This is a genomic window from Thioalkalivibrio sp. ALE11 (genome assembly GCF_000381205.1).
Lineage (GTDB): Bacteria > Pseudomonadota > Gammaproteobacteria > Ectothiorhodospirales > Ectothiorhodospiraceae > Thioalkalivibrio.
Genome location: NZ_KB906167.1, coordinates 1 through 22,904, shown reverse-complemented (window position 1 = coordinate 22,904; position 22,904 = coordinate 1). Strand labels below are relative to the sequence as shown.

The window sequence follows — 22,904 nt, the reverse complement described above, 5'->3', positions numbered from 1 at the left end:
CCCTGCGGCCCGGTATCCGTCTACTCGGGATCCGGGGGCACGCCGGAAAGTTCCACGTGCTCCGACCCCACGAACTCCCACAGCTCCGGCATCAGCCGCTCTATGCGCTGCTGGATCGCATCGGACACCAGCAGCGTGTGGTCGATCCCCTCGGTCCGGCCGAAGATCGAATGGGTCAGCTCCTCGCGGGTCCGCACGCGGTTGCGGATGTCGTCCAGCAGCCGCTGGAACTCCGATGGCGTGGGCTGCACACCCAGCGCCCGGAACAGCTCCCCGAGCCCGTTCATCAGCCCTTCGGCCTCCGGCCCCAGGCCAAAGTCCTCCGGGCGATAATCCGACTCGCCCACCGAGGCACGCGGCACCCACACGCTGAAACCGACCTTCTTCAACGAATGATAGACCGGTTCCTCGGAGATCAGGACCAGCATCAGCCGCTCCCGACTGGCCACGAACGACGCCCCGCCCATGGACCACTCGCCATCCACCACGAAGCGGTACAGCCGCAGGTGCTCGCGGAAGTCCGCCGCCTGCAGCTGATCCAGGATCAGGATGGTGCGTTCGCCCTCGGAGTACGCACAGGCACTGGAGACCTCGCGGTCGAAGGCCGGGATCGGCGGTTCCTCGACTCCGTCCTCCTCCGGGTTGGACGGCGGCTGCGCCGTCGGTGCCGGATCATGCGCCTGGGTGAAGTCGTGATACAGCACGTGCGGGACTTCCAGTGCCGCGGCCAGGGCGTTGGCGAAAGCGGTCTTGCGCCGCCCCGAGTCCCCCTCCACGTTCAGCGTGGGGATCGAACCGCCCGCCTGGGCCAGCACACAGTCCACATGATGGGCATAGTCGATATTCGATTCGAAGCCGTTGTCGGCCATCCGTTCGCGCAGCGTCTTCATGGGCCTTCCTCGTGGCCTGCCTTCCCCTCAAGGATACTTTCCCGCTGGCCGGCAGGGATATGGAACCGGTCCCCCGGCAGACGTCGAGCAGCCGCAGCGTGTTCCAGTCGACAGAACGAACCCGACACAATCCATGAACCTGGTTCACAAACCGTTCCGGGTTCGCTAGCCTGCCGCCTCATGGGAACCGAAGACCGCAAGCAACGCGAGCGCCAGGCACGCGAACAGCTGTTCATCGACAAGGCCCACGAGCTGATCCGCACGGACGGCCTGCTGGCCCTGCAGATGTCGAAGCTGGCGGCCGCCTGCGAATACGCCACTGGCACGCTGTACCAGCACTTCGCCTCCAAGGAGGATCTGCTGGCCGCGGTGGCGACACGCACCACCATCCAGCACGCCGAACGCTTCCGCCGGCTGCCGGAGCTGCCCCTGGGCACGCGCTCGCAGATGCTGGCGATCGTACTGACGGATCTCGATTTTGCCGCCGCCAACCCGGACCACTACCGCCTGATGCAGTACCTGCTCACCGAAGCGGTCTGGGCGCAGATCTCGCAGGAACGCCGGGAGGCCCTGCTCACGGCCGCCCAGCCCATCAGCGATGCCGTGAGTGGCGTGGTGGAAAGGGCCCGCGAAAACGGCGACCTGCCCCCGCCCAAGGAGATCTCCGCCGAAGAGATGGGGCTCGGCCCCTGGGCCCTGAACCTGGGCATGCAGAACCTCGCGAATGCGCGCGGCCTGCTGGAGGCCTATGACATCGGCCAGCCGCTGGATCACCTGATCCGGCACTTCCACGCCCTGATGACCGGCTGGCGCTGGGAACCGCGCGTGGACCCCGACGAACCCTCGGTGGTGCGCGCGGAGACCGAGCGCGTGCGCGCCGTGCTGCAGGAGACCTTCCAGTGAGCCGCCGTTTCTTCTACATGCTGTTCGGCGTGGCCGTGGTACTGGGCGGGATCTTCGGGTTCAAGGCCTTCATGGACCAGCAGATCGCCGAATATTTCGAAGAGATGCCCGAACCCGAGGCGACCATCAACGCGGCCACCGTCGAGACCGACGCTTGGACGCCCGAGACCCGCGCCATCGGCAGTCTCGAGGCGGTGCGCGGCGCGACCCTGAGCTTCCAGAGCCAGGGCCTGGTGGATCGTATCCTGTTCTCCAGTGGCACCGAAGTAGTCGAAGGCGAGACCCTGGTGGAGCTGGACACCGCCCTCGACCGCGCCGAGCTGGAGAGCCTGCAGGCCGCGGCCATGCTGGCCGAAAGCGAGCTGCAGCGCGCCCGCGGGCTGGCCGAGCGCGACAGCATCTCCGACTCCGAACTGCAGCGCCGGCAGACCGAAGCGGAACAGGCGCGCGCCGCCGTGCGCTCGCAGGAAGAGCGCATCCGGCAGAAGCGCCTGCGCGCGCCGTTCGACGGCCAGCTGAGCATCCGCCAGATCGACGAGGGGCAGTTCGTCGGCCCCGGCGATCCGGTGGTCGAACTGCAGACCCTGGACCCGATCCACCTCAACTTCACCCTGCCCGAACGACGCCTGAGCGAAGTCGAACCGGGCCAGGAAGTGCGTATCCGCACCGATGCGCACGACGCCGTTGTCACCGGTGTCATCACCGCCATCGAGCCGCGGGTGCGTCCCGCGTCGCGCATGTTCCGCGTGCAGGCCACCCTCGACAACGAGGACCACCGCCTGCGCCCGGGACAGTTCGCCCGCGTGACGCTGGAACGCGGCGAGGCCGAGGAAGGACTGGTGGTGCCGCAGACCGCTATCCGCCACGCCCCGTGGGGCCAGTCGGCGTTCGTGGTGTTCGAGGACGATGACGGGCAGAAGCGGGTGGAACAGCGTCTGGTCGAGACCGGCGAACGGCGCGGCGACCTGATCCGCATCCGCGACGGGCTGGAGGAAGGCGACACCGTGGCCGCCAGCGGCCTGCTCAAGCTGCAGAACGACACCCCGGTGAACATCACCGAAGACGCCCGGCCGGATGCCGAGCGCGACCCGCACCCGGACACTCGCTGACCCGGGCCACGAGCATGCGTTTCACCGACGTCTTCATTCAGAAACCGGTGCTGGCCACGGTGGTCAGCCTGTTCATCCTGCTGTTCGGCATCCGCGCGGTGGTGGACCTGAACGTCCGCCAGTTCCCCGAGGTGCAGAACGCGGTGGTGACCGTCAGCACCTCGTATATCGGGGCGGAAGCCGATCTGGTCGAGGGCTTCATCACCACCCCGATGGAGCGCGAGGTCGCCGAGGCCGAGGGCATCGACTACATCGTCTCCTCCAGCATGGCGGGTACCAGCACCGTGCAGGCGCATCTGGAACTGGACTACGACCCCAACGAGGCGCTGACCCAGATCTCCGCACAGGTCGACAAGATCCGCTCCGAGCTCCCGGCCGAGGCCGAGGACCCGGTGGTGGACCTGTCGGTGGGCGACGACGTCGCGGCGATGTACCTGTCGTTCTATTCCGAACAGCTCGACAACAACCAGATCACCGACTACCTCGTGCGCGAGGTGCAGCCGGAGCTGTCCACCGTCAACGGCGTGCAGCGCGCCGAGATCCTCGGTGGCGAGGCGTTTGCCATGCGGGCCTGGCTGGACGCCGACCGCATGGCCTCGTACGGGGTCAGCGGGCGCGACGTGCGCCAGGCGCTGGAGGGCAACAACGTGCTCTCCGCGGTCGGCCAGACCCGGGGTTCGATGGTCAGCCTCGACCTCACCGCCGACACCGACCTGCAGAGTGTCGAGGAATTCGAGCAGCTGGTGCTGTTCGAGGCCGATGGCGACCTGGTGCGCCTGGCCGACGTGGCCGAGGTGGAACTGGGCTCGGAGAGCTACGACTCCTCGGTGCGCTTCAACGGTCAGGCAGCCACCTTCATGGGGATCGAGCTGGCGCCGGACGCCAACGCCCTGGACGTGATCGCCGAGGTGCGCGAGGTCTTCGACGAGCGCGTGGAACCACGGCTGCCGTCGGGGCTGAACGGCGAGATCGTCTACGACTCCACCGACTACATCGAGAGCGCGATCAACGAGGTGCTGATCACCATCGCCCTCGCGCTGCTGATCGTGCTGGTGGTGATCTACCTCTTCCTGGGCTCGCTGCGCAGCGTCATCATCCCCGCGGTGGCGGTGCCGCTGTCGCTGGTCGGCACCTTCATGCTGATGCTGCTGATGGGCTTCTCGCTCAACCTCCTGACCCTGCTCGCGATGGTGCTGGCGATCGGCATCGTGGTGGACGACGCGATCATCATGCTGGAGAACATCTCGCGGCATATCGAGGAGGGGATGTCGCGCATGGAGGCCGCGCTGCAGGGCGCGCGCGAGCTGGCCTGGCCGATCGTGGCGATGTCCACCACGCTGGTCGCGGTGTTCCTGCCGCTGGGCTTCATCGGCGGGCTGACCGGCACGCTGTTCATCGAGTTCGCCTTCACCCTGGCGGCCACCGTGGTGATCTCGGGGATCGTCGCCATCACCCTGTCGCCGATGATGTGTTCGAAGATCCTGCGCCACGGCGACGGCCAGCAGCGCGGACGCATCGAGACCTGGCTGGACGACCGCTTCGACGGTCTGCGCCGGCGCTACCGGCGGCGCCTGCACGGGGCCCTCAACGACCGCTTCACCATCGCGATGTTCGGCGCGATCGTGCTGGTCTCGTGCTATTTCCTGTTCGTCACCTCGCAGTCGGAACTGGAACCGCCCGAGGACCAGGGCTTCGCCTTCTCCATCATGGAGGGCGACCCGCACATGGGCATCGACCACCTGGAACGGAACACGGCCCTGACCGACCGCCTGTTCGACGAGATCCCGGAGATGGACAACATCTTCATCGTCAACGGCTTCGGCGGCGGTCCGGGCATGGCCGGCGCGACCAACCAGGCGCTGGGCGGCTTCGTGATGAGCCCATGGGAGGAACGCGAGCGCGACACCGACACGATCCTGGAAGAAGACCTGCAGCCGGCACTGGACCGCATCCCGGGACTGGAGGTGTTCGCGGTCCAGCCACCGCAGCTGCCGACCCCGGGCGACGGCGCCCCGGTCAGCGTGGTGTTCAACTCCACGGCCTCGTTCGAGGAGCTGGAGACCTTCAGTGACGAGATCACCGAACGCGCGATGGACACCGGGCGCTTCATCTTCCTGGATACCGATCTCGACTTCGACAAGCCGCGGGTGGACCTGAAGATCGACCGCGAGCGCGCGGCCCAGCTGGGCATCGACATGACCACGCTGAACGCCGACCTCGCCACGTTCCTCTCCGGGGGCTACACCGGCCGCTTCGCGATGGAGAACCGCAGCTACCGCGTGATCCCCCAGGTGCAGCGCACCGACCGCCTGACCCCGGAGCAGCTGGAGGAGCTGTTCACCCGCACCGCCGACGGCACACCGGTGCCGCTGTCCAGCATCGTGACCCTGGAGGAAACCGTCACGCCACGAGAGCTGAACCGCTTCCAGCAGCTCAACGCGGTGACCCTGCAGGGCGTGCCGGCCCCGGGCGTGACCCTCGGCGAGGCGCTGGAGCTGATCGACGAGATCGCCGCCGAAGTACTGCCGCCGGACGTAAACGTGGACTACGCAGGTGAATCCCGCCAGCTGAAGGCCGAGGGCGGCGACCTGGTGGTGACGTTCTTCTTCGCCCTGCTCGTGATCTTCCTGGTGCTGGCCGCGCAGTTCGAGTCGTTCCGCGACCCGCTGATCATCCTGACCACCGTGCCGATGTCCATCGCCGGCGCGCTGATCTTCATCAGCCTGGGCGTGACCTCGCTGAACATCTACACCCAGGTGGGCCTGCTGACGCTGATCGGCCTGATCGCCAAGCACGGCATCCTGATCGTGGAGTTCGCCAACCAGCTGCAGCGCCAGGGGCACCCGCTGCGCGACGCGATCGAGGAGGCCGCCAGCCTGCGCCTGCGGCCGATCCTGATGACCACCACCGCCACCGTGGTGGCCATGGTGCCGCTGCTGATGTCCACCGGCGCCGGCGCCGGCTCGCGCTTCGCCATGGGTCTGGTCATCGCCGCCGGCATGGCCATCGGCACGCTGTTCACCCTGTTCGTGGTCCCGGCGATCTACACCTACCTCGCGCGGGACCACTACGCCGACCGCCTCGCCGCCGGGGAGACGGACCACTCGCCCGCCTGACCGACACGCCTGACCTGGCATGGCGGCAACCATTTGCCGCCATGCGGCTAAAGTTTGCCGCCCGCCAGCCGTTACCTCCGGGAAGTTGTGTACCCGGAGGGCCACCGCCCATGCGCATCGCAGAACATTCCCTGGAACTTTCAAGCCAGCGCGTCGCCTTCGAGGCCACGCACCGCTCGGCACGTGTCACCGCCACCCGCGCCGACGCGGCGAACCTGCCAGCACCGCCGGCAGCCCCGGCGGCAGTCGCGGCAACCGGCGAATCCCCCAGGGCCCTGCCATCGTTGTCAGCCCCGGCCGCCACCCCGCACACCGAAGCCCGCTCCACGGTCGGCGCCGCACCCGCGGATGCCGAGCTCACCCCGCTGGACAACATGCGCATGGAGTTGCTGCGCCTGATCGTGGAACGCCTGACCGGCCGGGAGATCGAGGTCCTGGATCCCTCCGAGCTGCGCCCGGACCCGGCCGAGGATGCCGAGGCGGTCGAATTCTCGCCGCCCGCTGCTCACGCACGGGGACCCGCCCCGGTGGCCCGTGCCGGCATCGCCTGGTCGGTGGAGGAAACCCGGATCGAGGTCGAGCACACGTCCTTCGAGGCCCGGGGCATGGTGCGCACCGCCGACGGCCAGGCGATCGACATCGACCTCTCCGTCAGCATGAGCCGCGAGTTCATGCAGCACACCCGCGTCAGCGCCGGCATGGACGCCGAGCTGCACGATCCGCTGGTCATCAACTTCGATGCACCGGCGGCCGCCCTCACCGACACCCGTTTCGAGTTCGACCTGGATGCCGACGGCCACGAACAGCAGGTGGCCTTTCTCCAGCCCGGCAGCGGGTTCCTGGCCATCGATCGCTCCGGCAGCGGCAAGGTGGACGACGGCTCGGAGCTGTTCGGCCCGCTCACCGGCGACGGCTTTGCCGAGCTGCGCCGCCACGACCACGACGGCAACGGCTGGATCGACGCGGACGACCCGGTCTACGACCGCCTGCGCGTGTGGACGCGCGACGAACAGGGGCGCGACCAGCTACTCGCCCTGGGAGAGGTCGGGGTCGGCGCCATCTACCTGGGCCACGTCAGCACCCCGTTCGACCTGCGGCACAGCGGAGACAACACCCTGCTCGGCCAGGTCGAGTCCACCGGACTGTGGATCAACGAAGACGGGGAAACCGGCAGCGTCCAGCAGATCGACCTGACCGCCTGAGCGGGGAACCGCGGAGCCCGTATTACTCCGTCAGTTCCTTGAGGATGCGTGCGTGGATGTCGCGGTCCTCGTCCTTGCTCAGCACGAAGCGGATGTAGCGCACCGATTCCAGATGCGGGGTCCGGTGCACCACCGTCTCCAGGGCCACCCGCGCCGCGTCCTCGATGGGGTAGCCGAACGCCCCAGTGGACAGCGCCGGGAACGCGATGCTGAAGATCCCCGCCTCCTCGGCGCGCGCCAGGGCCTCGCGATAGCACGAGGCCAGCAGGCGACTGGCCGGTTCGTCACGCCCGTACACCGGCCCGAGGCAATGGATCACGTAACGGTTGCGCAGCCGGTGCCCGTCCGTCAGCACGGCCTGACCCGGTTCGATGGGGGCCAGCGCCTGGCATTCACGCTCCAGCTCCGGCCCCGCCGCATGGTGGATGGCCCCGGCCACGCCCCCGCCCGGGCGCAGCCAGGCATTGGCCGCGTTGACGATGGCGTCCATGTCGTGCTGCTCGACGATGTTGCCGGTCACGCACTCGATCTTCACTCCCCGGACCACAACCTGCATCATTCTTCCCCCGTCTTTCCCTGATCATTTCCGTCTCAAGCATAGGCTAGTCGACCGGCGCCGTACACGCCGTCCCGGTCCCACAGGAGGCCAGCCCCTGGCCGATCCGTCCAGACCACGGCCTTCATCGTCATGAGCTAAAATTCTAATCTTTCATGCATGAGGAATATAACTTTTTTTCACCCCGTCCCTTCCTGTACCAGGGGCGCCAACATAAACAGCCCCTGGCAAACGCGACAGGCACCCGTGGGTGCAAAAGAAAAATGACAAGAAGAGGTACGCTCATGAAAAACCGGATGATGATCCCGCTGGCTCTGTCCGCAGCCGCCGCTCTCGCAATGTCTGGTACGGCGCTCGCGAACGACAACGGTTATGGCACGCAAAAGGTCGTCTATCACGTCAATTACGACGACACCGACCGGTATATGGGGGCGATGGGCAACATTCAGAATCACATCAATGCTGTCGGCGCAGACAACATGGAGATCAAAGTAGTCATGCACGGGGACGGCCTCGGCCTGCTCGACACGGCCCGGAACCACGATGACCTGCGTGCCCGTGTGGACAACCTGAAACTCCAGGATGTCGAGTTCCAGGTCTGCGCCAACACGCTGGCCGGGCGCAATATCGATCTCCACGAAGATCTGTACGATGCTCGCGAGGCGGATATCATTCCGAGCGGTGTTGCCCACATCTCGCACCTGCAGAACAACGGCTATACCTACAGCCGGCCCTGAAACCATCCGGCCCGCCTCCGGCTGCACCACGGTCGGCCGGAGGCCTGATTCCTCCACGGGCGATTGCCCGCACGCACAATCGGCCGGAGGGCCGGCTCCCACGGGGGCAAGTAGGAGGCCAGCCCCCTGGCCGACCCGACACCCCGCAGGAGGCCAGCCCCCTGGCCGATCCGGCGTCATGTCCGGAGCAACGATTCCACCGACCGCCGGGGCGTCGCCCGCGGCGTCCCGTCCGGGCACCCCAGTGCGAACAGCAGCTGCGGATGCCCGCCACCCAGCGGCTCTGCCAGCTCCGCGCGTCGCTCCGGCAGCTGCAGCGGCTGATTCAGGTAGCGCGCGCAGAACCCGTGACGCGCGGCCTCCAGCAGCACCCGCTGCAGCCCCTGCCCGGCCGCCAGCGACTGCATCGGCCCGTCGATCCCCGTCCCCAGCGCCAGCAGGACCGGCGCCCGGCTCGCCACCCGAGCCTCGGCACGGGCCATCCGCCGGGGCGACACCAACCGGCGCACCGCCCAGCGGGTCAGACCGCCGGTCAGACGGCCCACCGGCAGCCCGTCGCCTGCAGCCGCCGGGCGCATCCAGTGCGCCAGCTCGGCACGCCAGGCCGGGTTGCGCCACTGCTCGCGCGTCGCCTCCCGCACCAGCCGCACGACCTCGCGGCGCGACTCCGTCCCGGTCACCGGCCGCAGCCAGACGCCCTCCTGGCGCGCCACGGCGACCAGCGCATCCACCACCTCCGGCGGCACCGGGTCCGGACGGAAACGCCCGCGCCACGAACGCCGTTGCGGGATCCACTCCTTCAGCGACGGCAGCGTCTGCAGATCGGCGCCTGCGTGGGTCGTGTTCAGCAGGCGCACGTACGGTCCGGGACCGGCCTGTTCCGGACGCACGTTCAGGCCCCGGCCGTCAGCCGCCGCGGCCACCCGCAGGTTCATCACCGCGCAGCCCACGCTGATCACCCGCTCGCGCCCGCCGGGGTCGGAGACCGGCAGGACCCGCTCCGGGTCGGTCCAGACCTCCACCCCATCACGCGCCACGCGGAACCGCCACGGCTGGCTGTTGTGCGACGACGGGGCCTGCGCGGCAAGCTCCAGCCAGTTCCGGATGACGGAGTCGAGATCCATGGGGTCATGCCTCTTCGATCAGGGAACAGGTGCGCGCCGCGATGGCATCGGCCGGATGCGCCATGGCCTCCTCCAGAGACAGGCTCCCGTCACACAGGGCGCGCGCATCGGTCAGGCCCAGCGCGGCCAGTTCGTCCGCATCGGCGTCCACGGAACCGGCCACCGCCGCTACCGGCACGCCCAGCCCCCCGGCGCGACGCAACACCTCGGCCACCACCTTGCCATGCGCGGTCTGGCCATCCAGCCGGCCCTCGCCGGTGATCACCCGGTCCGCCCCACGCATCGCCGCATCCAGACCGATCAGGTCGGCCACGTACATCGCCCCCATGCGCGCGGTCCCGCCCAGCACGCAGCCCAGTGCGAAGCCCAGCCCGCCGGCCGCCCCGGCGCCCGGGGCATCCACCGGCCGCCGCAGCCACCCGGCCGCTTCGATGGCCCCTGCCAGCCGCTGCATGCACGCATCCATCGCCGCGACGTCGTCCACCGCCAGGCCCTTCTGCGGTCCGAACACCGCCGCCGCCCCCTGCGGGCCGATCAGCGGGTTGTCCACGTCGCTCAGCAGCGTGATATCGACCTCGCCCAGGCAAGGATCCAGCTCCGCGAAATCGGCCTGCACGAGGGCCCCCAGCGCCGCCGGATGCGGCGCCAGCGCACATCCGTCCGCATCCCGGAACCGCACGCCCAGTGCTGCCAGCAGGCCCGCGCCCCCGTCCACCGTGCCACTGCCGCCCAGGCCCACCAGCAGATGCCGGGCCCCCGCATCCAGCGCCGCGCGCATCAGTTCGCCCACGCCCCGGGTATCCAGCTGCCAGGGATCGCGGCGCCCCGCGGGGATCCGGTCGAGACCGCAGGCCGCGGCGACGTCCAGCACCGCCCGGCGACCCTGCGGGTCCAGTCCCCAGCCGGCCTGCAGCGCCGTTCCGTCGGGGCCGGTGACCCGCGCCTGGCGCCATTCCCAGCCCGCCGCCCGGCTTACACGCCATGCGGTGCCCTCGCCGCCATCGGCCATCGGCAGGGCTTGCACCCGGGCATCCGGCCGCGCCGCAAGCACGCCGCGCACCATCGCCGCGGCCACCTCCTCCGCCGCCAGACTGCCCTTGAAACTGTCCGGGCACACCACCACCCGCAGCGGCTCCGCCAAGCTCCCCTCCCGAGTCCGCGACCTGTCACGTCCGTCCGTTGCCACACCCCTCATTATGGACGATGGCACAACGAACCTTCGCCTGACCCACGGCTCGAACGTACATGGACATCCCGCTGCTGATCATCGGCCTGCTGCTGCTCGCCACCCTCGCCGCCTTCTTCGCCGGCGTGCTGCCGTATCCCGTCGGCTGGATCATCCTCGGGATCGCATTCATCGGCCGGCTGCTCCATCTGCGAACCCGCGGCGGAAACTGATACGTTGGTCCCATCGAATTCACCACACGGTCAACGACACGGAGAAGCGACATGAGTGGTCTGGAAGGCAAGGTCATCGCCATCACCGGCGGCGCCGGGGGCATCGGCGAGAGCACGGCGCGCAAGCTGTACGAACAGGGCGCCAGCCTGGTCATCACCGACCGCGAGGCGGGCCCGGTGGAAGACATCGCCCGCTCGCTCGGCGAGCGCGCGGTGGGCCTGGCAGTGGACGTGACCCGGCGCGAGGACAACGAGCGCATGGTCGCCACCGCCCTGGATCGTTTCGGCCGCCTTGATGGCGTGTTCCTCAACGCCGGGATCGAGGGCGAGATCGGCCCGTTCGACAGCCGCACCGATGCCGCCTGGGACAAGGTCTTCGCCGTCAACGTGCAGGGCGTGCGCCTGGGTGCGGAGGCGGCCCTGCCGGCACTGCGCCGGGGCAACGGCGGCAGCATCGTCATCACCTCCAGCGTGGCCGGGCTGCGCGGCTTCGGCGGCCTCTCGCCGTACGTATCCAGCAAGCACGCGGTGGTGGGCATGATGAAGTGCCTGGCCGCCGAACTCGGGCCGGAAAACATCCGCGTCAACACGCTCAACCCGGGTCCGGTCGCCAACCGCATGATGGAATCCATCGAGGAACAGGCGAACCCCGGCCACGCCGACGAGGTGCACCAGTCGTTCGAGGCGCGCATCCCGCTGGGGCGCTACGTCAACAACGAGGAATGCGCCGGCATGGCCGCGTTCCTGCTGTCCGACGCCGCCTCCGGCTGCACCGGCAACACCTACGTCGTCGACGGCGGCCTCTGCGCGCAGTAGCCCGGGACCCTACCCCGTCGCGCGCATGCCGCCGCCCCCGCCACCGCCCGGTGGCGGGGGCCAGACGTTGCGAAAGGCCTGGTGGGTGTTCTGCGGGAGATCCCGGGAGAAACGCAGCTGAACGCCGCCGTCCGTGCGCACCGCATGGATCCGCCCGCGCTTGAGACGGTACTGGCGGGCCACGTCCTCGCAGCCGCGCAGGAACGCCCTCGGCGGCTTGCCGCGCCGCACCCGGGCCGTTCCGTCACGCAGCTCCACCGTAAACACCAGCCGTGCGTGCCACAGCATCAGCGCGACCCCCAGGGCCAGCACGGCGAACATGAACAGCAACGTCAGCAACATGATGGATACGCCACGGGCGTGGAACACGTGCCCAGTGTAGCCCCGATGCGGCCTACCGCACGCTGCGAACGCGCCAATCCGTGCTAGCGTCAGGGGATCACTCGCCAACCGAGGCATGCAACATGCACTGGACCCGGATTCTGGGGCTCGCCCTTCTGGCAGGAGGGATTATCCTCCTGGTCATGGGCTTCAACGCCACCGAAAGCCTGACCGAGGAGCTGCACCAGGAATTCACCGGCCGCTACACCGATGACACGCGCCTGTACCTGATCCTTGGCGGGATAATGACCGTCGTCGGCCTCGTCCTGGCGATCTTCGGCGTGCGCCGCTGAGGCTGCCCCTGCCAGTTGCCCGCCACGAAACATTCCAGGGCTAACGGTTCCGGGCACGCCGGCCGCGCAGTGCCCGCCACCAGCCGTGCCACGGCAGGGTGAGCCCGTCGCCCCCGGCCCCGCGGCGCATGAAGGCCAGCCCCGCCTGCGCCACACGCCCATCCTCGCCAACCTCGCGCACGATCAGATCGGCGGCACCGAAACTGACCCGATCGCCGGCGATCGGCTGGCCACCCAGTTCGCGCTCGAGGAATGCGCCGATGCTGAGCTCCGGATCGTCGACATCACAGCTGACGCCATACATCGCGCACAGGGCCGCCAGCGGCTTTTCCGGATTCAATGGCAACTCGCCGAAGAACTCCGCATCGTCCTTGCCCGGGATTCTTGGGCTGGCAAACAGTCGGTCCAGCAGGGACACGTATTCGGGCACAACAAAGATGTACACATAATCGCCCGGGACCAGGTGGCGGGCCTGCTGATAGCGGATGGACCGCCCGTCGCGCACTACCAACGAGGGCCGGGCCCAGCGCGGCAGGCGCGCGCCGCGCAGGACCGGGCTATCCTCGATCACGCGATAGACCGCCAGTTCGTGGCGGGGACTGCCGGGCAGTTCCAGTTGCACGCGCTCCACCGGGCCCAGTTTCGGCGGGACCACCAGCCCCAGCCAGCGCGCGACCGGTCGAATCGTCCAGCCCTGCACCAACAGGGAAACCAGCACCATCATGAACACGATGTTGAAGAACATCTCGCCGCCTTCGATGCCAGCCACCAACGGCAATATGGCCAGCAGGATAGAGACCGCCCCACGCAGGCCGACCCAGGAGACGAAGGCCGTGGTCCTCCAGTCCTGACGAAACGGCAGCAGGCAAAGCCAGACCGCTACCGGACGCGCGACCAGGATCAAGAACAGCCCCAGCGCCAGGGCTGGCAATGCGAGCGACGGAAACTCCGAGGGTGTGGCCAGCAGTCCGAGGGTCAGGAACATGCTGATCTGGGCCAGCCAGGTCAGTCCCTCCTGCTGCCGGCGCAGGCGGCTCGCGCCATGCAGCTGCCGGTTCCCGGCGACGATGCCCGCGACATAGGCGGCCAGGAACCCGCTGCCGCCCATCCATCCGGTCAGTGCAAACAGACTGACGGCCCCGGCCATCACCGCGATCGGAAACAGCGCCTCCTCGAGCGGCATGCGGTTCACGATCTCCACCAGCAGATAGCCCCCCGCCACACCCAGCGCGAGACCCAGCCCCATCTGCCACAGGAATTCCGTGGCGAACAGCGTGGCCAGGCCACCCGCCGTGGTGCCGGACAGGATCCACTCGATAAAGACCACGGTCAGGAAGATCGCCATCGGATCGTTGGAACCCGACTCGACCTCCAGAATGGAACGAACCCGCCGGTTGATCTGCACCCCGCCCACACGCAGCAGGAAGAACACGGCCGCGGCATCCGTGGAGCTGATCAACGCTCCCAGAAGCAGCGCGTAGGCCCAGGGCAGATCCAGCAGCCAGTGGGCTGCAGCCCCCAATACAACGGTGGTCAGAGCCACCCCAATGGTCGCCAGCACAAAGGCCGGAGCCGCCGCCCGCCGAAGCGTCCGCAACCGGGTGTTAAAGCCCGAATCGAACAGGATGACCGCCAGCGCCAGGCTCCCGATCAGGAATGCCGCATTCGGGTCATCAAACTTGAGGCCCAGCCCGTCCTCGCCGGCCATCAGCCCCACCGCCAGAAAGACCAGCAGCAGCGGAGCCCCGAGGCGGAACGACAGCACTGAGGTCAATACCGCGAACACCAGCAGCCCGGCGCCAATCAGGATTAGCGGAAAGACCCAGTCCATCGAACCCCTTTATTTTCTTCGAATCCGTGTGCTCGCCCATGATCGCATGATCGCCAGGGAGCCGCTGATTTCACCCGCTGCCGCTCCCGCCTGACGCGCAGGTTCGGGATGAGCGCCCTGCGGGAAATACTACCGGCGCTCGGAACCGGAAAGCCCGAGACAACCAAACCCGTGGGTGCTTGCTTGCAAGCGAAGCTCCTGCGTTCCGTAAAGCGTACGGACCTTCCGTCATTGCGACGCCTCGCAGAGGCCGCGGCAATCGGCCGCCGCTCGGTCCCGCTCGTGGCCCTTGTGACCGACCGCAATGATCGACGATCCGGGGTTGCTGGCCTATACTTATGGCAAAGATTGCCAACCCGAGACGCGGAGGCCTCCATGGCCACAATGAACATTTCGCTACCCGATCCCATGAAATCCTGGGTAGAAGAACAGGCGCAAACCGGCCAGTACAGCAACAGCAGTGATTACGTGCGAGACCTGATCCGCCGCGACCGGGAGCGGGCGCTGAAGATCGCGCACCTGCAGGCGCTCGCCACGGAAGGCCTGGAAAGCGGCCGCGGTGAGCGAACGATGGAAGAGCTGAAGTTAGCCGCCAGGAGCGACCCCGAAGACTAACAGCATGCGATATGCCCTGACCTGCAAGGCGGAAGACGACGTCATCGAGATCTTCCGCAGTAGCGTCGAGCAATTCGGCCTGCAACAGGCAGAGCGCTACCACAGCCTGCTGGCTGCAACCTTCGAGTTTCTGGCGGAAAACCCTCGTGCAGCGCGTGAGCGTAAGGAAATCTCACCACCCGTTCGGGTTCACCCCGTCGGCGCAAACATCGTGCTGTTCCAGATCGAAGGTGATGAAATCCTGATCATCCGTGTTCGCCACGCGCACGAAGACTGGGAGGGAAACGAGTCGTAGGCAATGCGAAGGGACAAGACCAGACGCCGGAGCCCGCGCGCAGGATCCTGCTTGCAAGCGCCTGCGGGCTTTCGGTGTTCTGAATGGGCGATCATCCCGTAAACCGCGCAGCGGTTATGCGGGATCGTGCACTCGGGTTACTCGTAATGGCTCCATAAACGGATCACCTTGACCACCCTCTCGTCCTCGAGCACCTGGTACACCAGCCGGTGCTGAATATTGATGCGCCGCGAGTACGCGCCGGAGAGATCACCCACCAGCTTCTCGAAAGGCGGGGGCTTCCGATACGGGTCCTCCGCGAGCAGCGTCAGCAGTTCCCGTGCCTCCGGCCTCAGGCCACTCGCCGCCAGCTTCCTCGCATCCTTTTGAGCCTGTCGGGTGTAGACCAGCGTCCATGTCACCAATCCAGCTCCTCGTCGCATTCATCCGCCGGGGTCTCCATCCCCTCGCGGATCGACTCGCGCATACCCGGCACCGATAGCAGGTACAGGGTCTCCTGAATGGCCGACCAGTCCGACTCGGATAACAGGACTGCGTTGTTCCGTTTGCCGGTAATGACAATCGGCTCATGGGATTCCGCCGTTTCGTCGATCAGCCGGTAGAGGTTGCTGCGCGCCTCTGTAGCCGTAATCCCCGTCATGGCGCACCTCGCGCGTGTGTGGGCTCCGATTAAGAGTACGCCGTGACGTACGTCCCGTAAACCGTACGCTTGATCTCCGCGCCTGCGCCGAGGCCGATCGCCAGCGGCAACATGCCGAGCACCGTGGTCAGGTTGGTCATCAGGATCGGACGCAGGCGCAGCGCGCCGGCCTCCACCACCGCCCGTTCCCCACCGCGGGCTTGGGGCCCGACCACCGCAGGAGGCCAGCCCCCTGGCCGATCAGGCGCGTCCAGGTCCCCATCGCCCAGAGGGCTGGGCTCCCACGTGTTTAGTAGGAGGCCAGCCCCCTGGCCGATCAGGTGCGTCCAGGTCCCCATCGCCCAGAGGGCTGGGCTCCCACGGGTTTAGTAGGAGGCCAGCCCCCTGGCCGATCAGGTGCGTCCAGGTCCCCATCGCCCAGAGGGCTTGGCTCCCGATTTGATCGACCTGTTAACGGTTGGCTGTACCGTTCGATCGAGATCTGACACGTATCCTGCGGCCTTGACCGGCGTTGTGCCGGTATTTGGGGCTGACCGAGTTCGGTACGATGCCGGCAGGCAAGAACGGAACAGGCGAGGGATCGATGAGTACGGAGTCACGAACCTCAACGGAGCTGGATGATCTGGCGGGCCGCCTGGAGGCGTTCGTTCGGGAGCGCGACTGGGAGCAGTTTCATTCGCCGAAGAACCTGTCGATGGCGCTTGCGGGCGAGGCGGGAGAATTGATCGAGCACTTCCAGTGGCTGACGGAGGAACGGTCTCGTGAGCTGTCGGATGCGGAGCGGGAGGCCGTTCAGGCGGAAATCGCGGACGTGCAGATCTATCTGCTGTTGCTGGCGCGGGGGCTGGGAATCGACGTGGTTCAGGCAGCGAACGAAAAGCTGACCGTGAACGAGCAGAAGTATCCGGTCGACAAGGCGCGGGGCAGTGCGCGCAAGTACACGGATCTGTAGCCAAAAGGCAAGTCACGATGCTGATCTATACCGCTGACAAGCGCCGTTTCGTCGAGCATGTCCAGCACAACCAGATCGAGGATCGCATCCTCGCCGGGATGCTGGGTGCCGGCAAGGGCAAGCCCTCGTCCAACGAGATCACTTCGTGGCGCAACTCGATGCAGTACATGGAGAACGTGCTCAACGCATCGGGGATCCCGGATGATGCCGGTGTCGCCATCGAGTACATGATCCCGCAGACCTCCAAGCGGGTGGACTTCATCCTGACCGGACGCAATGACGATGGCCGGGATACGGCGGTGATCGTCGAACTGAAGCAGTGGGAGCAGGTCGAGGCGACCGAGAAGGACGCGATCGTGCGCACCTTCGTGGGCGGCAAGGAACGCGAGGTGACGCATCCCTCCTACCAGGCGTGGTCGTATGCGGCGCTGCTGGAGGACTACAACGAGACCGTGCAGACCGACGGTATCGGGCTGCACCCCTGTGCCTATCTCCACAACAGCGTGTCGGGCGCGATTTCCGATGCGCGGTACCACGAGCACCTGGAGCGCGCGCCGGCCTTTCTGAAAGCGGATGCCGAAAAGCTCGCCCGTTTTCTCGGCCAGCATGTGCGCAAGGGGGATACCAACGACATCCTCTACCGGGTCGAGCATGGCCGGATTCGCCCCTCGAAGTCGCTCGCGGACCATCTGGCATCGCTGCTCGAGGGGAACGCCGAGTTCGTGATGGTCGACGACCAGAAGCTGGTCTTCGAAAGCGCGCTGGAGCTTTCCGACATTGCCGAGGGACACGGCAAGCAGGTGCTGATCGTGGAGGGCGGGCCGGGTACCGGAAAATCGGTAGTGGCCGTGAACCTGCTTGGAGAGCTGACCCGCCGCGAAAAGGTTGCACAGTATGTGACCCGCAATGCAGCCCCACGGGCGGTCTATGAGGCCAGGTTGACCGGCACCATGAAAAAGAGCCGGATCAGCAACCTGTTCCGTAGCTCCGGTGCATTTCACGAAACCGACACGAACACCTTCGACACCCTGCTGGTGGACGAGGCACACCGCCTGAACGAGAAGTCGGGGATCTTCCAGAACCTGGGCGAGAACCAGACCAAGGAGATCATTAACGCGGCGCGTACGGCGGTGTTCTTCCTGGACGAGGATCAGCGGATTCACTGGAAGGACACCGGGTCACGGGAGGAGATCGAGCGCTGGGCACGGGCGGCGGGCGCTACCGTGCACTACGCCGAGCTGCGCTCGCAGTTCCGTTGTGCCGGCTCCGACGGCTACCTGGCCTGGCTTGATCAGGCGCTGCAGATTCGCGAGACGGCGAACGAGGATCTGGATGAACTGGATTATTCGGTCGAGGTAGTCGACTCGCCGACCGCCATGCGCGACCGGATCTTCGCGCTGAACGTGCACGCCAACCGTGCACGGATGCTCGCGGGCTACTGCTGGGACTGGGAGAGCAAGAAGGATGGACAGGCCATGGACATCCGCTTTCCCGAACACAACTTCGCCATGCAGTGGAACCTCGACAAGGACGGTTCCACCTGGATGATCCAGCCGGACTCGGTCCACCAGATCGGCTGTATCCATACCAGTCAGGGGCTGGAGCTGGACTATGTGGGCGTAATCATCGGGCCCGACCTTATCGTGCGGGACGGCAAGGTAATCACGGTGCCCGAAGCGCGTTCGAAGAATGACGCCTCCATCAAGGGCTACAAGAAGGCGCTGAAGGAGGATCCGGATGCGGCGCGAGCGAAAGCCGACCGGATCATCAAGAACACCTATCGCACGCTGATGAGTCGCGGGATGAAGGGCTGCCTCATCTGGTCGGCGGATGCGGAGACGCACGCCTACTTCCGCGCGCTGATCGACCAGCACACGCCCGAACCTCAGTCTGCCCCGGCGAACCCGCACCGGCGGATCTCCTGCCGTTCGAGAAGATGGCGCCGGAGGAGGTCGAGCCATTCGTGAATGCGTTGCCGGTGGTGCCGATCAAGGCGGCGGCGGGCAGTTTCAGTGACCTGCAGACCGTGGACCAGAACCCGGATGCATTCGACTGGGTCATGCCCCCGGACTTCATTACACCCCAACCGGGGATGTTCATCGCCCAGGTGGTCGGCGAGTCAATGAACCGCCGTATCGCGAACGGGGCATGGTGTCTGTTCCGGGCGCCGGGCGGCGGAACGCGCGAAGGCAAGATCGTGCTGGTGCAGCACCGCGACATCAATGACCCGGACACCGGCGCCAGCTTTACCATCAAGCGCTATCACAGCGAGAAGACGGCGGACCCGGACACTGAGTGGCGCCACCAGCGAATCATCCTGAAACCGGATTCCAGCGTCCCCGGCTACGAGCCCATCATCCTGGAAGAGGACAGCCTGTCCGAGCTGGTCGTGGTCGGCGAGTACGTCGCCCAACTGGAACATTGACGGAGCGCCCGATCGGCCAGAGGGCTGGCCTCCTGCCCCCTCAATATTGGCTCTGTGTTGAAGGTGGTTATCCCAACCCCGAGAACATAACCCACGCTCTCGAGGTCGGGCAGGTCAATCCATCATGTCTACGCAGGGTGGGCGACCCTCCGGCCGATCCGGCCCGGTGGGTTGTCGGGGCCCGATCGGCCAGGGGGCTGGCCTCCTGCGCGCGGGGGCGGTGGGAGGCCGGCCCTCCGGCCGATTCGTGCCGGGTGTTACAACCAGCCGCGGCGGCGGAAGAAATAGAGCATGCCGGCGACCACGCCGAGCATGACGAGCCAGACCACGGGGTAACCGTAGTAGGTGTAGAGCTCGGGCATCGACCACGGGCTGTCGGGGTGGTCGAAGTTCATGCCGTAGATCCCCACCACGAATGTGAGCGGGATGAAGATGGTGGCGATGATGGTGAGCACGCGCATCACGTCGTTGGAGCGCTGGTTGATCGCGGACATGTAGGCCTCGATCAGCGTGGCGGCCATTTCGCGGTAGGACTCCAGCAGGTCCACTGTCTGGATCGCGTGGTCGTGCACGTCGCGCAGGTACGGGAACAGCTCGGCGGTGAAGGGTTCGAGGTCGTCGCGCATCAGCCGCGCGATCACGTCGCGTGCCGGCCAGAGCTGGCGACGCAGCACCAGGAGTTCGCGGCGCAGGCCGTGGATTTCCGCGAGCGTGGTGGCGTCGGGGCGCTCCAGCACCGCCGCTTCCAGCCGTTCCAGCCATTCGCTGATCTCTTCCAGCACCGGGAAGCTCTGGTCCACCACGGCGTCCATCAGTGCGTAGGCCAGGTACGCGGCACCCAGGCGGTTGAAGTTGCGGTTGGCGCCGCGCATGCGGTCGCGCACGGGCTCGAAGGGGTCCTGCTCGCCACTGTGGATGCTGATGATCAGGCCCGGGGCCACGAACAGGTTGAACTGGTCGATTTCGATGCGGCCCTGTTCGTGCCGGGGGTGGCTCAGGATGGCCATCAGCGTGTTGTCGAAGAAATCGACCTTGGGGCGCTGCCCCTGGTGCCGTATGTCTTCCAGTACCAGCGGATGCAGGCCGAACGCACTCCCCAGGGCATACAGCTGCTCGGGCCCGGGCGTGCCCTGCAGGTGCAGCCACATGAACCCCCTGCCGGTATCGCCCGCGCCTTCGTACAGGATCCGGTCGCCATCGAGCTCCGTCAGGCACTCCTGATCATAATGCCACGCACAAACCCGGGCGCCCTTGCCTGCATGGTGGTGCGCATGGACCCCGTGGCCGGGCGCCGCCCCGGGCGCGAGGTAGGTCTTTTCGAACAGCCGGCTCATGACGCCTCCCCGAGGAATGGGCCTCGAGTATAGCCCGGGGGCCGAGAGAACGATTCGCAGCCAGGGACCGGCATTGCACCCCATGCATTCATGCGGGGTGCGGCGAGGCCTGCCGTGCCTATACTCGGGCTGAATCACACCCCTCCGCAATCCGGGAAGGAGATCAGCATGGCCAGGCGTGGTTACGGGCCGGCGGCCCAGTGGCAACCGAACGAACCCTCCCCGAGCGCCGCTAGCGGGGTTGCCCAAGCCTCCTCGGGCCCCGGGTCCCCGCCGCCGGGAGAGGAAAGCCCGGTGGAAGGCCAGCTCGAGTTCGTGAAGATCTCCCCGCTCAAGCGCTTGCCGTTTTTTGGCGAAAAGACCCGCAGCATCGCGGAACTGCGCCAGGCCGGCACGCCGATCGCCCGGCTGCGCCGCCCTTCGGGCGGGCTCGCGGCGTGGTTCGGCAAGCCGGAGCTGCATTTCGCCACCACGCGCATGCGCCTGGCCGACCCGCCGGACGCGGGGTTCTTCCAGCAGCTTCAGCGCAATGTCGGCTTCTTCGGGATGCCGCAGCGCCAGGAGGTCTGGCGTGCCGGCGCGGGCACGGTCACGCAGATCGAGGAGACCAGCACCGACCGCAAGACGCTCAGCGGGCTGTTCAGCTATCGCGACGATCACTACCAGCTCAACGGCGAACGCACTGACCGGCGCGGGCTGTTCAGCTACACCCTGCGCGACAACCGCGACATGGTCGCCACCTTCCGCCCCAAGCAGGAAACCGGCCTGACCGGCGGCTGGTTCGTCGAGGTCATCCATCCGCGTCCGGTCGGAGCCATCGCCATTGCCTGCCATATGGCCATGTGGCTGGAACAAAGCACCGGCGACTCGAGCGTCGCCGCCGGAGGGGCCGCCGGAGGCGGTGGTGGCGGTGGTGGCGGCTGCTGACCCCGCGCCGATCAGCCGCGACGCACGGAGGCCTGGTGGAGTTCGTCACGGGCGATGCCGACGAAGTCCTGCATGAAGGCGAGGCCTTCGTCCTCGCGGCGGATGGCCAGGCGCAGGGTACTCCACAGGCCGTCGGGGCCCATGCGCAGACGCGCGATGGCGGAACGCCCGGGGCCACGCGAACCGGTGCCGGCGCCCTGCATCTGTGCCTCCAGTTCCGGCAGGGCCCATTCCGGCAGCGAGGCCACGCCGCGCCCGCTGGCGACCAGCTGCAGCAGCATGGCGGTGACCTCGGTGGTGCGCCGGGGCAGCGAGATGCCCGCCGGGTGCAGGAAATGCCGGCAGATATCCAGGCGCTCCTCCGCCACCGGGTAGGTGATCAGGGTCTCGCCCTCGAGGTCGGCGGGCTCCACGTAGTTGGCCCCCTCCAGACGATGGCCGCGCGGCACGATCAGCAGGTTCTCGTACTCCAGCAGGTCCAGCGCGATCAGCTCCGGGTCTTCCACCGGATCGGGCGATACCGCCGCATCGACCTCGCGTTCGCGCAGGGCATTCAGGGCATCGAAACCATGGCTCAGGCTCAGGTCCAGCTCTACCTCGGGCCAGTGTTCGCGGAAGGCCGCCAGCGAGGGCATCAGCCACTGGAAGCAACTGTGGCATTCCAGCGCGAGGTACAGCCGCCCGCCACGGCCGTCGCGGATGCGGGCGATGTCGCGCTCGGCCGCGGCCACCTCCGGCAGCACGCGCTCGGCGGCCTGCAGCAGGCGCGTGCCCGCCGGCGACAGCCGTACCGGCGAGCTGCGCCGTTCGAACAGCACCACGTCCATGCGCTCTTCCAGCTGCCGCAGCTGATGCGACAGCGCCGACTGGGTGACGCACAGCGACTCGGCCGCCGCCGTCACGCTGCCCAGGCGCACGATCTCGTGCAGTGCCCGCAAATGCCGGATCTCCAGCATGCCGCCCTCCTTCATGAGCCTGTCTCACATACTACGTGACAAAAACTTGTTTTACTCATGCGTGGACAGGGTGGAAACTAACCCTCGTGCTCACCCGCCGTGGTGCCTTCATCGAGGCCCCGGGGCGGCAGAGCCTGCCACGCGGCTGACATGCTGCTGTATCTGCGTGACATCTCCGTTGGACCGGCACGTCGGGGTGGTGTCCCGACACGCCGCTGGAAGGGAGTCCCCCGCCGCATCGACGCTTTTTCTTGGCTGGGTGTCGATGCGGCTTTTTTGTGCGCGCTTTCCCCCGGCGCCGCTGCCCCGTGTGCCCCGCAGGAGCGCAGCCCTCTGCGCGATCCGGCGCCGGGGCTGGCCCGATCGGCCAGAGGGCTGGCCTCCTACGGCCGGGGGAGGTCTCG

At 67.2% G+C, this 22,904-nt stretch carries 22 protein-coding genes and 2 pseudogenes; 13 read left to right on the top strand and 11 right to left on the bottom strand.

The window, feature by feature from the left end:
* Positions 1-20 precede the first annotated feature (20 nt).
* The gene (locus tag F620_RS0105750; protein ID WP_019569801.1) at positions 21-890 is read right to left on the bottom strand and encodes a hypothetical protein; all 870 of its coding nucleotides are present in this window, start codon (positions 888-890) and stop codon (positions 21-23) included.
* A 180-nt stretch (positions 891-1,070) separates the two neighbouring features.
* Here F620_RS0105750 and F620_RS0105745 point away from each other — a divergent pair, with 180 nt between their 5' ends.
* The 4 genes from F620_RS0105745 to F620_RS0105730 all read left to right on the top strand — a co-directional run bounded on the left by F620_RS0105745 (position 1,071) and on the right by F620_RS0105730 (position 7,220).
* Positions 1,071-1,793 (top strand): TetR/AcrR family transcriptional regulator, encoded by a 723-nt coding sequence (locus tag F620_RS0105745; protein ID WP_019569800.1) that lies wholly within the window; start codon positions 1,071-1,073, stop codon positions 1,791-1,793.
* A complete protein-coding gene (locus F620_RS0105740; protein ID WP_019569799.1) occupies positions 1,790-2,902 on the top strand; it encodes an efflux RND transporter periplasmic adaptor subunit in 1,113 nt (370 codons plus the stop codon). The genes F620_RS0105745 and F620_RS0105740 overlap by 4 nt, the downstream gene beginning before the upstream one ends.
* Positions 2,903-2,916: 14 nt before the next feature.
* Positions 2,917-6,018 carry an efflux RND transporter permease subunit gene (locus F620_RS0105735; protein ID WP_019569798.1) on the top strand — a complete coding sequence of 1,034 codons (3,102 nt, stop codon included), beginning with the start codon at positions 2,917-2,919 and terminating at the stop codon, positions 6,016-6,018.
* Positions 6,019-6,128: 110 nt separating this feature from the next.
* Entirely contained in the window at positions 6,129-7,220 is a 1,092-nt protein-coding gene (locus F620_RS0105730; RefSeq protein ID WP_019569797.1) for a hypothetical protein, read from the top strand.
* Positions 7,221-7,242: 22 nt separating this feature from the next.
* On the opposite strand, the gene F620_RS0105725 is transcribed toward F620_RS0105730, so the two are convergent.
* On the bottom strand, positions 7,243-7,776 hold the full coding sequence (locus tag F620_RS0105725) for a macro domain-containing protein (protein ID WP_019569796.1): 534 nt from the start codon (positions 7,774-7,776) through the stop codon (positions 7,243-7,245).
* A 284-nt stretch (positions 7,777-8,060) separates the two neighbouring features.
* On the opposite strand from F620_RS0105725, the gene F620_RS0105720 reads away from it, so the two are divergent.
* A complete protein-coding gene (locus F620_RS0105720; protein ID WP_026300869.1) occupies positions 8,061-8,513 on the top strand; it encodes a DsrE family protein in 453 nt (150 codons plus the stop codon).
* A 176-nt stretch (positions 8,514-8,689) separates the two neighbouring features.
* On the opposite strand, the gene F620_RS0105715 is transcribed toward F620_RS0105720, so the two are convergent.
* Together F620_RS0105715 and F620_RS0105710 are read right to left on the bottom strand one after the other, a co-directional pair.
* Positions 8,690-9,637, bottom strand: coding sequence for a nitroreductase family protein (locus F620_RS0105715; RefSeq protein ID WP_019569795.1), 948 nt, complete (start codon positions 9,635-9,637; stop codon positions 8,690-8,692).
* A gap of 4 nt (positions 9,638-9,641) precedes the next feature.
* Positions 9,642-10,778, bottom strand: coding sequence for a glycerate kinase (locus F620_RS0105710; protein WP_019569794.1), 1,137 nt, complete (start codon positions 10,776-10,778; stop codon positions 9,642-9,644).
* 104 nt (positions 10,779-10,882) lie between these two features.
* Here F620_RS0105710 and F620_RS15355 point away from each other — a divergent pair, with 104 nt between their 5' ends.
* Complete coding sequence (locus F620_RS15355) at positions 10,883-11,035, top strand: hypothetical protein (RefSeq protein ID WP_019569793.1); 153 nt, start codon at positions 10,883-10,885, stop codon at positions 11,033-11,035.
* Positions 11,036-11,086: 51 nt separating this feature from the next.
* On the top strand, positions 11,087-11,851 hold the full coding sequence (locus F620_RS0105700) for an SDR family NAD(P)-dependent oxidoreductase (RefSeq protein ID WP_019569792.1): 765 nt from the start codon (positions 11,087-11,089) through the stop codon (positions 11,849-11,851).
* 9 nt (positions 11,852-11,860) lie between these two features.
* Here the strand turns inward: F620_RS0105700 and F620_RS0105695 are convergent, their stop codons facing one another.
* Entirely contained in the window at positions 11,861-12,193 is a 333-nt protein-coding gene (locus F620_RS0105695; protein WP_019569791.1) for a DUF3634 family protein, read from the bottom strand.
* 122 nt (positions 12,194-12,315) lie between these two features.
* Between F620_RS0105695 and F620_RS0105690 the strand changes: the two genes are divergently transcribed.
* Positions 12,316-12,525 (top strand): DUF3185 family protein, encoded by a 210-nt coding sequence (locus F620_RS0105690; protein ID WP_018871071.1) that lies wholly within the window; start codon positions 12,316-12,318, stop codon positions 12,523-12,525.
* 40 nt (positions 12,526-12,565) lie between these two features.
* Here F620_RS0105690 and F620_RS0105685 read toward each other — a convergent pair whose 3' ends face one another.
* A complete protein-coding gene (locus F620_RS0105685) occupies positions 12,566-14,356 on the bottom strand; it encodes a potassium/proton antiporter (RefSeq protein ID WP_019569790.1) in 1,791 nt (596 codons plus the stop codon).
* Between the two features lie 375 nt (positions 14,357-14,731).
* Here F620_RS0105685 and F620_RS0105680 point away from each other — a divergent pair, with 375 nt between their 5' ends.
* The gene (locus F620_RS0105680) at positions 14,732-14,971 is read left to right on the top strand and encodes a type II toxin-antitoxin system ParD family antitoxin (RefSeq protein WP_019569789.1); all 240 of its coding nucleotides are present in this window, start codon (positions 14,732-14,734) and stop codon (positions 14,969-14,971) included.
* Between the two features lie 4 nt (positions 14,972-14,975).
* The gene (locus F620_RS0105675) at positions 14,976-15,266 is read left to right on the top strand and encodes a type II toxin-antitoxin system RelE/ParE family toxin (protein ID WP_019569788.1); all 291 of its coding nucleotides are present in this window, start codon (positions 14,976-14,978) and stop codon (positions 15,264-15,266) included.
* A gap of 137 nt (positions 15,267-15,403) precedes the next feature.
* Here F620_RS0105675 and F620_RS0105670 read toward each other — a convergent pair whose 3' ends face one another.
* The 3 genes and pseudogenes from F620_RS0105670 to F620_RS15350 form a co-directional block, all read right to left on the bottom strand.
* Positions 15,404-15,667 (bottom strand): Txe/YoeB family addiction module toxin, encoded by a 264-nt coding sequence (locus F620_RS0105670; RefSeq protein ID WP_019569787.1) that lies wholly within the window; start codon positions 15,665-15,667, stop codon positions 15,404-15,406.
* Positions 15,664-15,906 carry a type II toxin-antitoxin system Phd/YefM family antitoxin gene (locus tag F620_RS0105665; protein ID WP_019569786.1) on the bottom strand — a complete coding sequence of 81 codons (243 nt, stop codon included), beginning with the start codon at positions 15,904-15,906 and terminating at the stop codon, positions 15,664-15,666. Before F620_RS0105665 ends, F620_RS0105670 begins: the two co-directional genes overlap by 4 nt.
* A 44-nt stretch (positions 15,907-15,950) precedes the next feature.
* Positions 15,951-16,091: pseudogene (locus F620_RS15350) on the bottom strand (efflux RND transporter permease subunit); the annotation flags it as partial.
* A gap of 398 nt (positions 16,092-16,489) precedes the next feature.
* On the opposite strand from F620_RS15350, the gene F620_RS0105655 reads away from it, so the two are divergent.
* Positions 16,490-16,858 (top strand): nucleotide pyrophosphohydrolase, encoded by a 369-nt coding sequence (locus tag F620_RS0105655; RefSeq protein WP_019569784.1) that lies wholly within the window; start codon positions 16,490-16,492, stop codon positions 16,856-16,858.
* A gap of 17 nt (positions 16,859-16,875) precedes the next feature.
* Positions 16,876-19,283 (top strand): annotated as a pseudogene (locus F620_RS14225) (DNA/RNA helicase domain-containing protein).
* 257 nt (positions 19,284-19,540) lie between these two features.
* Here the strand turns inward: F620_RS14225 and corA are convergent.
* Positions 19,541-20,617 carry a magnesium/cobalt transporter CorA gene (gene corA / locus F620_RS0105645; RefSeq protein ID WP_019569783.1) on the bottom strand — a complete coding sequence of 359 codons (1,077 nt, stop codon included), beginning with the start codon at positions 20,615-20,617 and terminating at the stop codon, positions 19,541-19,543.
* A gap of 294 nt (positions 20,618-20,911) precedes the next feature.
* Between corA and F620_RS0105640 the strand changes: the two genes are divergently transcribed.
* Entirely contained in the window at positions 20,912-21,544 is a 633-nt protein-coding gene (locus F620_RS0105640) for a hypothetical protein (protein ID WP_019569782.1), read from the top strand.
* A gap of 11 nt (positions 21,545-21,555) precedes the next feature.
* Here F620_RS0105640 and F620_RS0105635 read toward each other — a convergent pair whose 3' ends face one another.
* Positions 21,556-22,500, bottom strand: a complete 945-nt coding sequence (locus F620_RS0105635) for a LysR substrate-binding domain-containing protein (protein ID WP_026331327.1) — start codon at positions 22,498-22,500, stop codon at positions 21,556-21,558.
* Positions 22,501-22,904 lie beyond the last annotated feature (404 nt).

Coding starts and splice junctions, on each gene's coding strand:
- F620_RS0105750 (WP_019569801.1), bottom strand. CDS start 890: ATGAAGACGCTGCGCGAACGGATGGCCGACAACGGCTTCGAATCGAAT.
- F620_RS0105745 (WP_019569800.1), top strand. CDS start 1,071: ATGGGAACCGAAGACCGCAAGCAACGCGAGCGCCAGGCACGCGAACAG.
- F620_RS0105735 (WP_019569798.1), top strand. CDS start 2,917: ATGCGTTTCACCGACGTCTTCATTCAGAAACCGGTGCTGGCCACGGTG.
- F620_RS0105730 (WP_019569797.1), top strand. CDS start 6,129: ATGCGCATCGCAGAACATTCCCTGGAACTTTCAAGCCAGCGCGTCGCC.
- F620_RS0105725 (WP_019569796.1), bottom strand. CDS start 7,776: ATGCAGGTTGTGGTCCGGGGAGTGAAGATCGAGTGCGTGACCGGCAAC.
- F620_RS0105720 (WP_026300869.1), top strand. CDS start 8,061: ATGAAAAACCGGATGATGATCCCGCTGGCTCTGTCCGCAGCCGCCGCT.
- F620_RS0105715 (WP_019569795.1), bottom strand. CDS start 9,637: ATGGATCTCGACTCCGTCATCCGGAACTGGCTGGAGCTTGCCGCGCAG.
- F620_RS15355 (WP_019569793.1), top strand. CDS start 10,883: ATGGACATCCCGCTGCTGATCATCGGCCTGCTGCTGCTCGCCACCCTC.
- F620_RS0105700 (WP_019569792.1), top strand. CDS start 11,087: ATGAGTGGTCTGGAAGGCAAGGTCATCGCCATCACCGGCGGCGCCGGG.
- F620_RS0105695 (WP_019569791.1), bottom strand. CDS start 12,193: ATGTTGCTGACGTTGCTGTTCATGTTCGCCGTGCTGGCCCTGGGGGTC.
- F620_RS0105690 (WP_018871071.1), top strand. CDS start 12,316: ATGCACTGGACCCGGATTCTGGGGCTCGCCCTTCTGGCAGGAGGGATT.
- F620_RS0105685 (WP_019569790.1), bottom strand. CDS start 14,356: ATGGACTGGGTCTTTCCGCTAATCCTGATTGGCGCCGGGCTGCTGGTG.
- F620_RS0105680 (WP_019569789.1), top strand. CDS start 14,732: ATGGCCACAATGAACATTTCGCTACCCGATCCCATGAAATCCTGGGTA.
- F620_RS0105675 (WP_019569788.1), top strand. CDS start 14,976: ATGCGATATGCCCTGACCTGCAAGGCGGAAGACGACGTCATCGAGATC.
- F620_RS0105665 (WP_019569786.1), bottom strand. CDS start 15,906: ATGACGGGGATTACGGCTACAGAGGCGCGCAGCAACCTCTACCGGCTG.
- F620_RS0105655 (WP_019569784.1), top strand. CDS start 16,490: ATGAGTACGGAGTCACGAACCTCAACGGAGCTGGATGATCTGGCGGGC.
- corA (WP_019569783.1), bottom strand. CDS start 20,617: ATGAGCCGGCTGTTCGAAAAGACCTACCTCGCGCCCGGGGCGGCGCCC.
- F620_RS0105635 (WP_026331327.1), bottom strand. CDS start 22,500: ATGCTGGAGATCCGGCATTTGCGGGCACTGCACGAGATCGTGCGCCTG.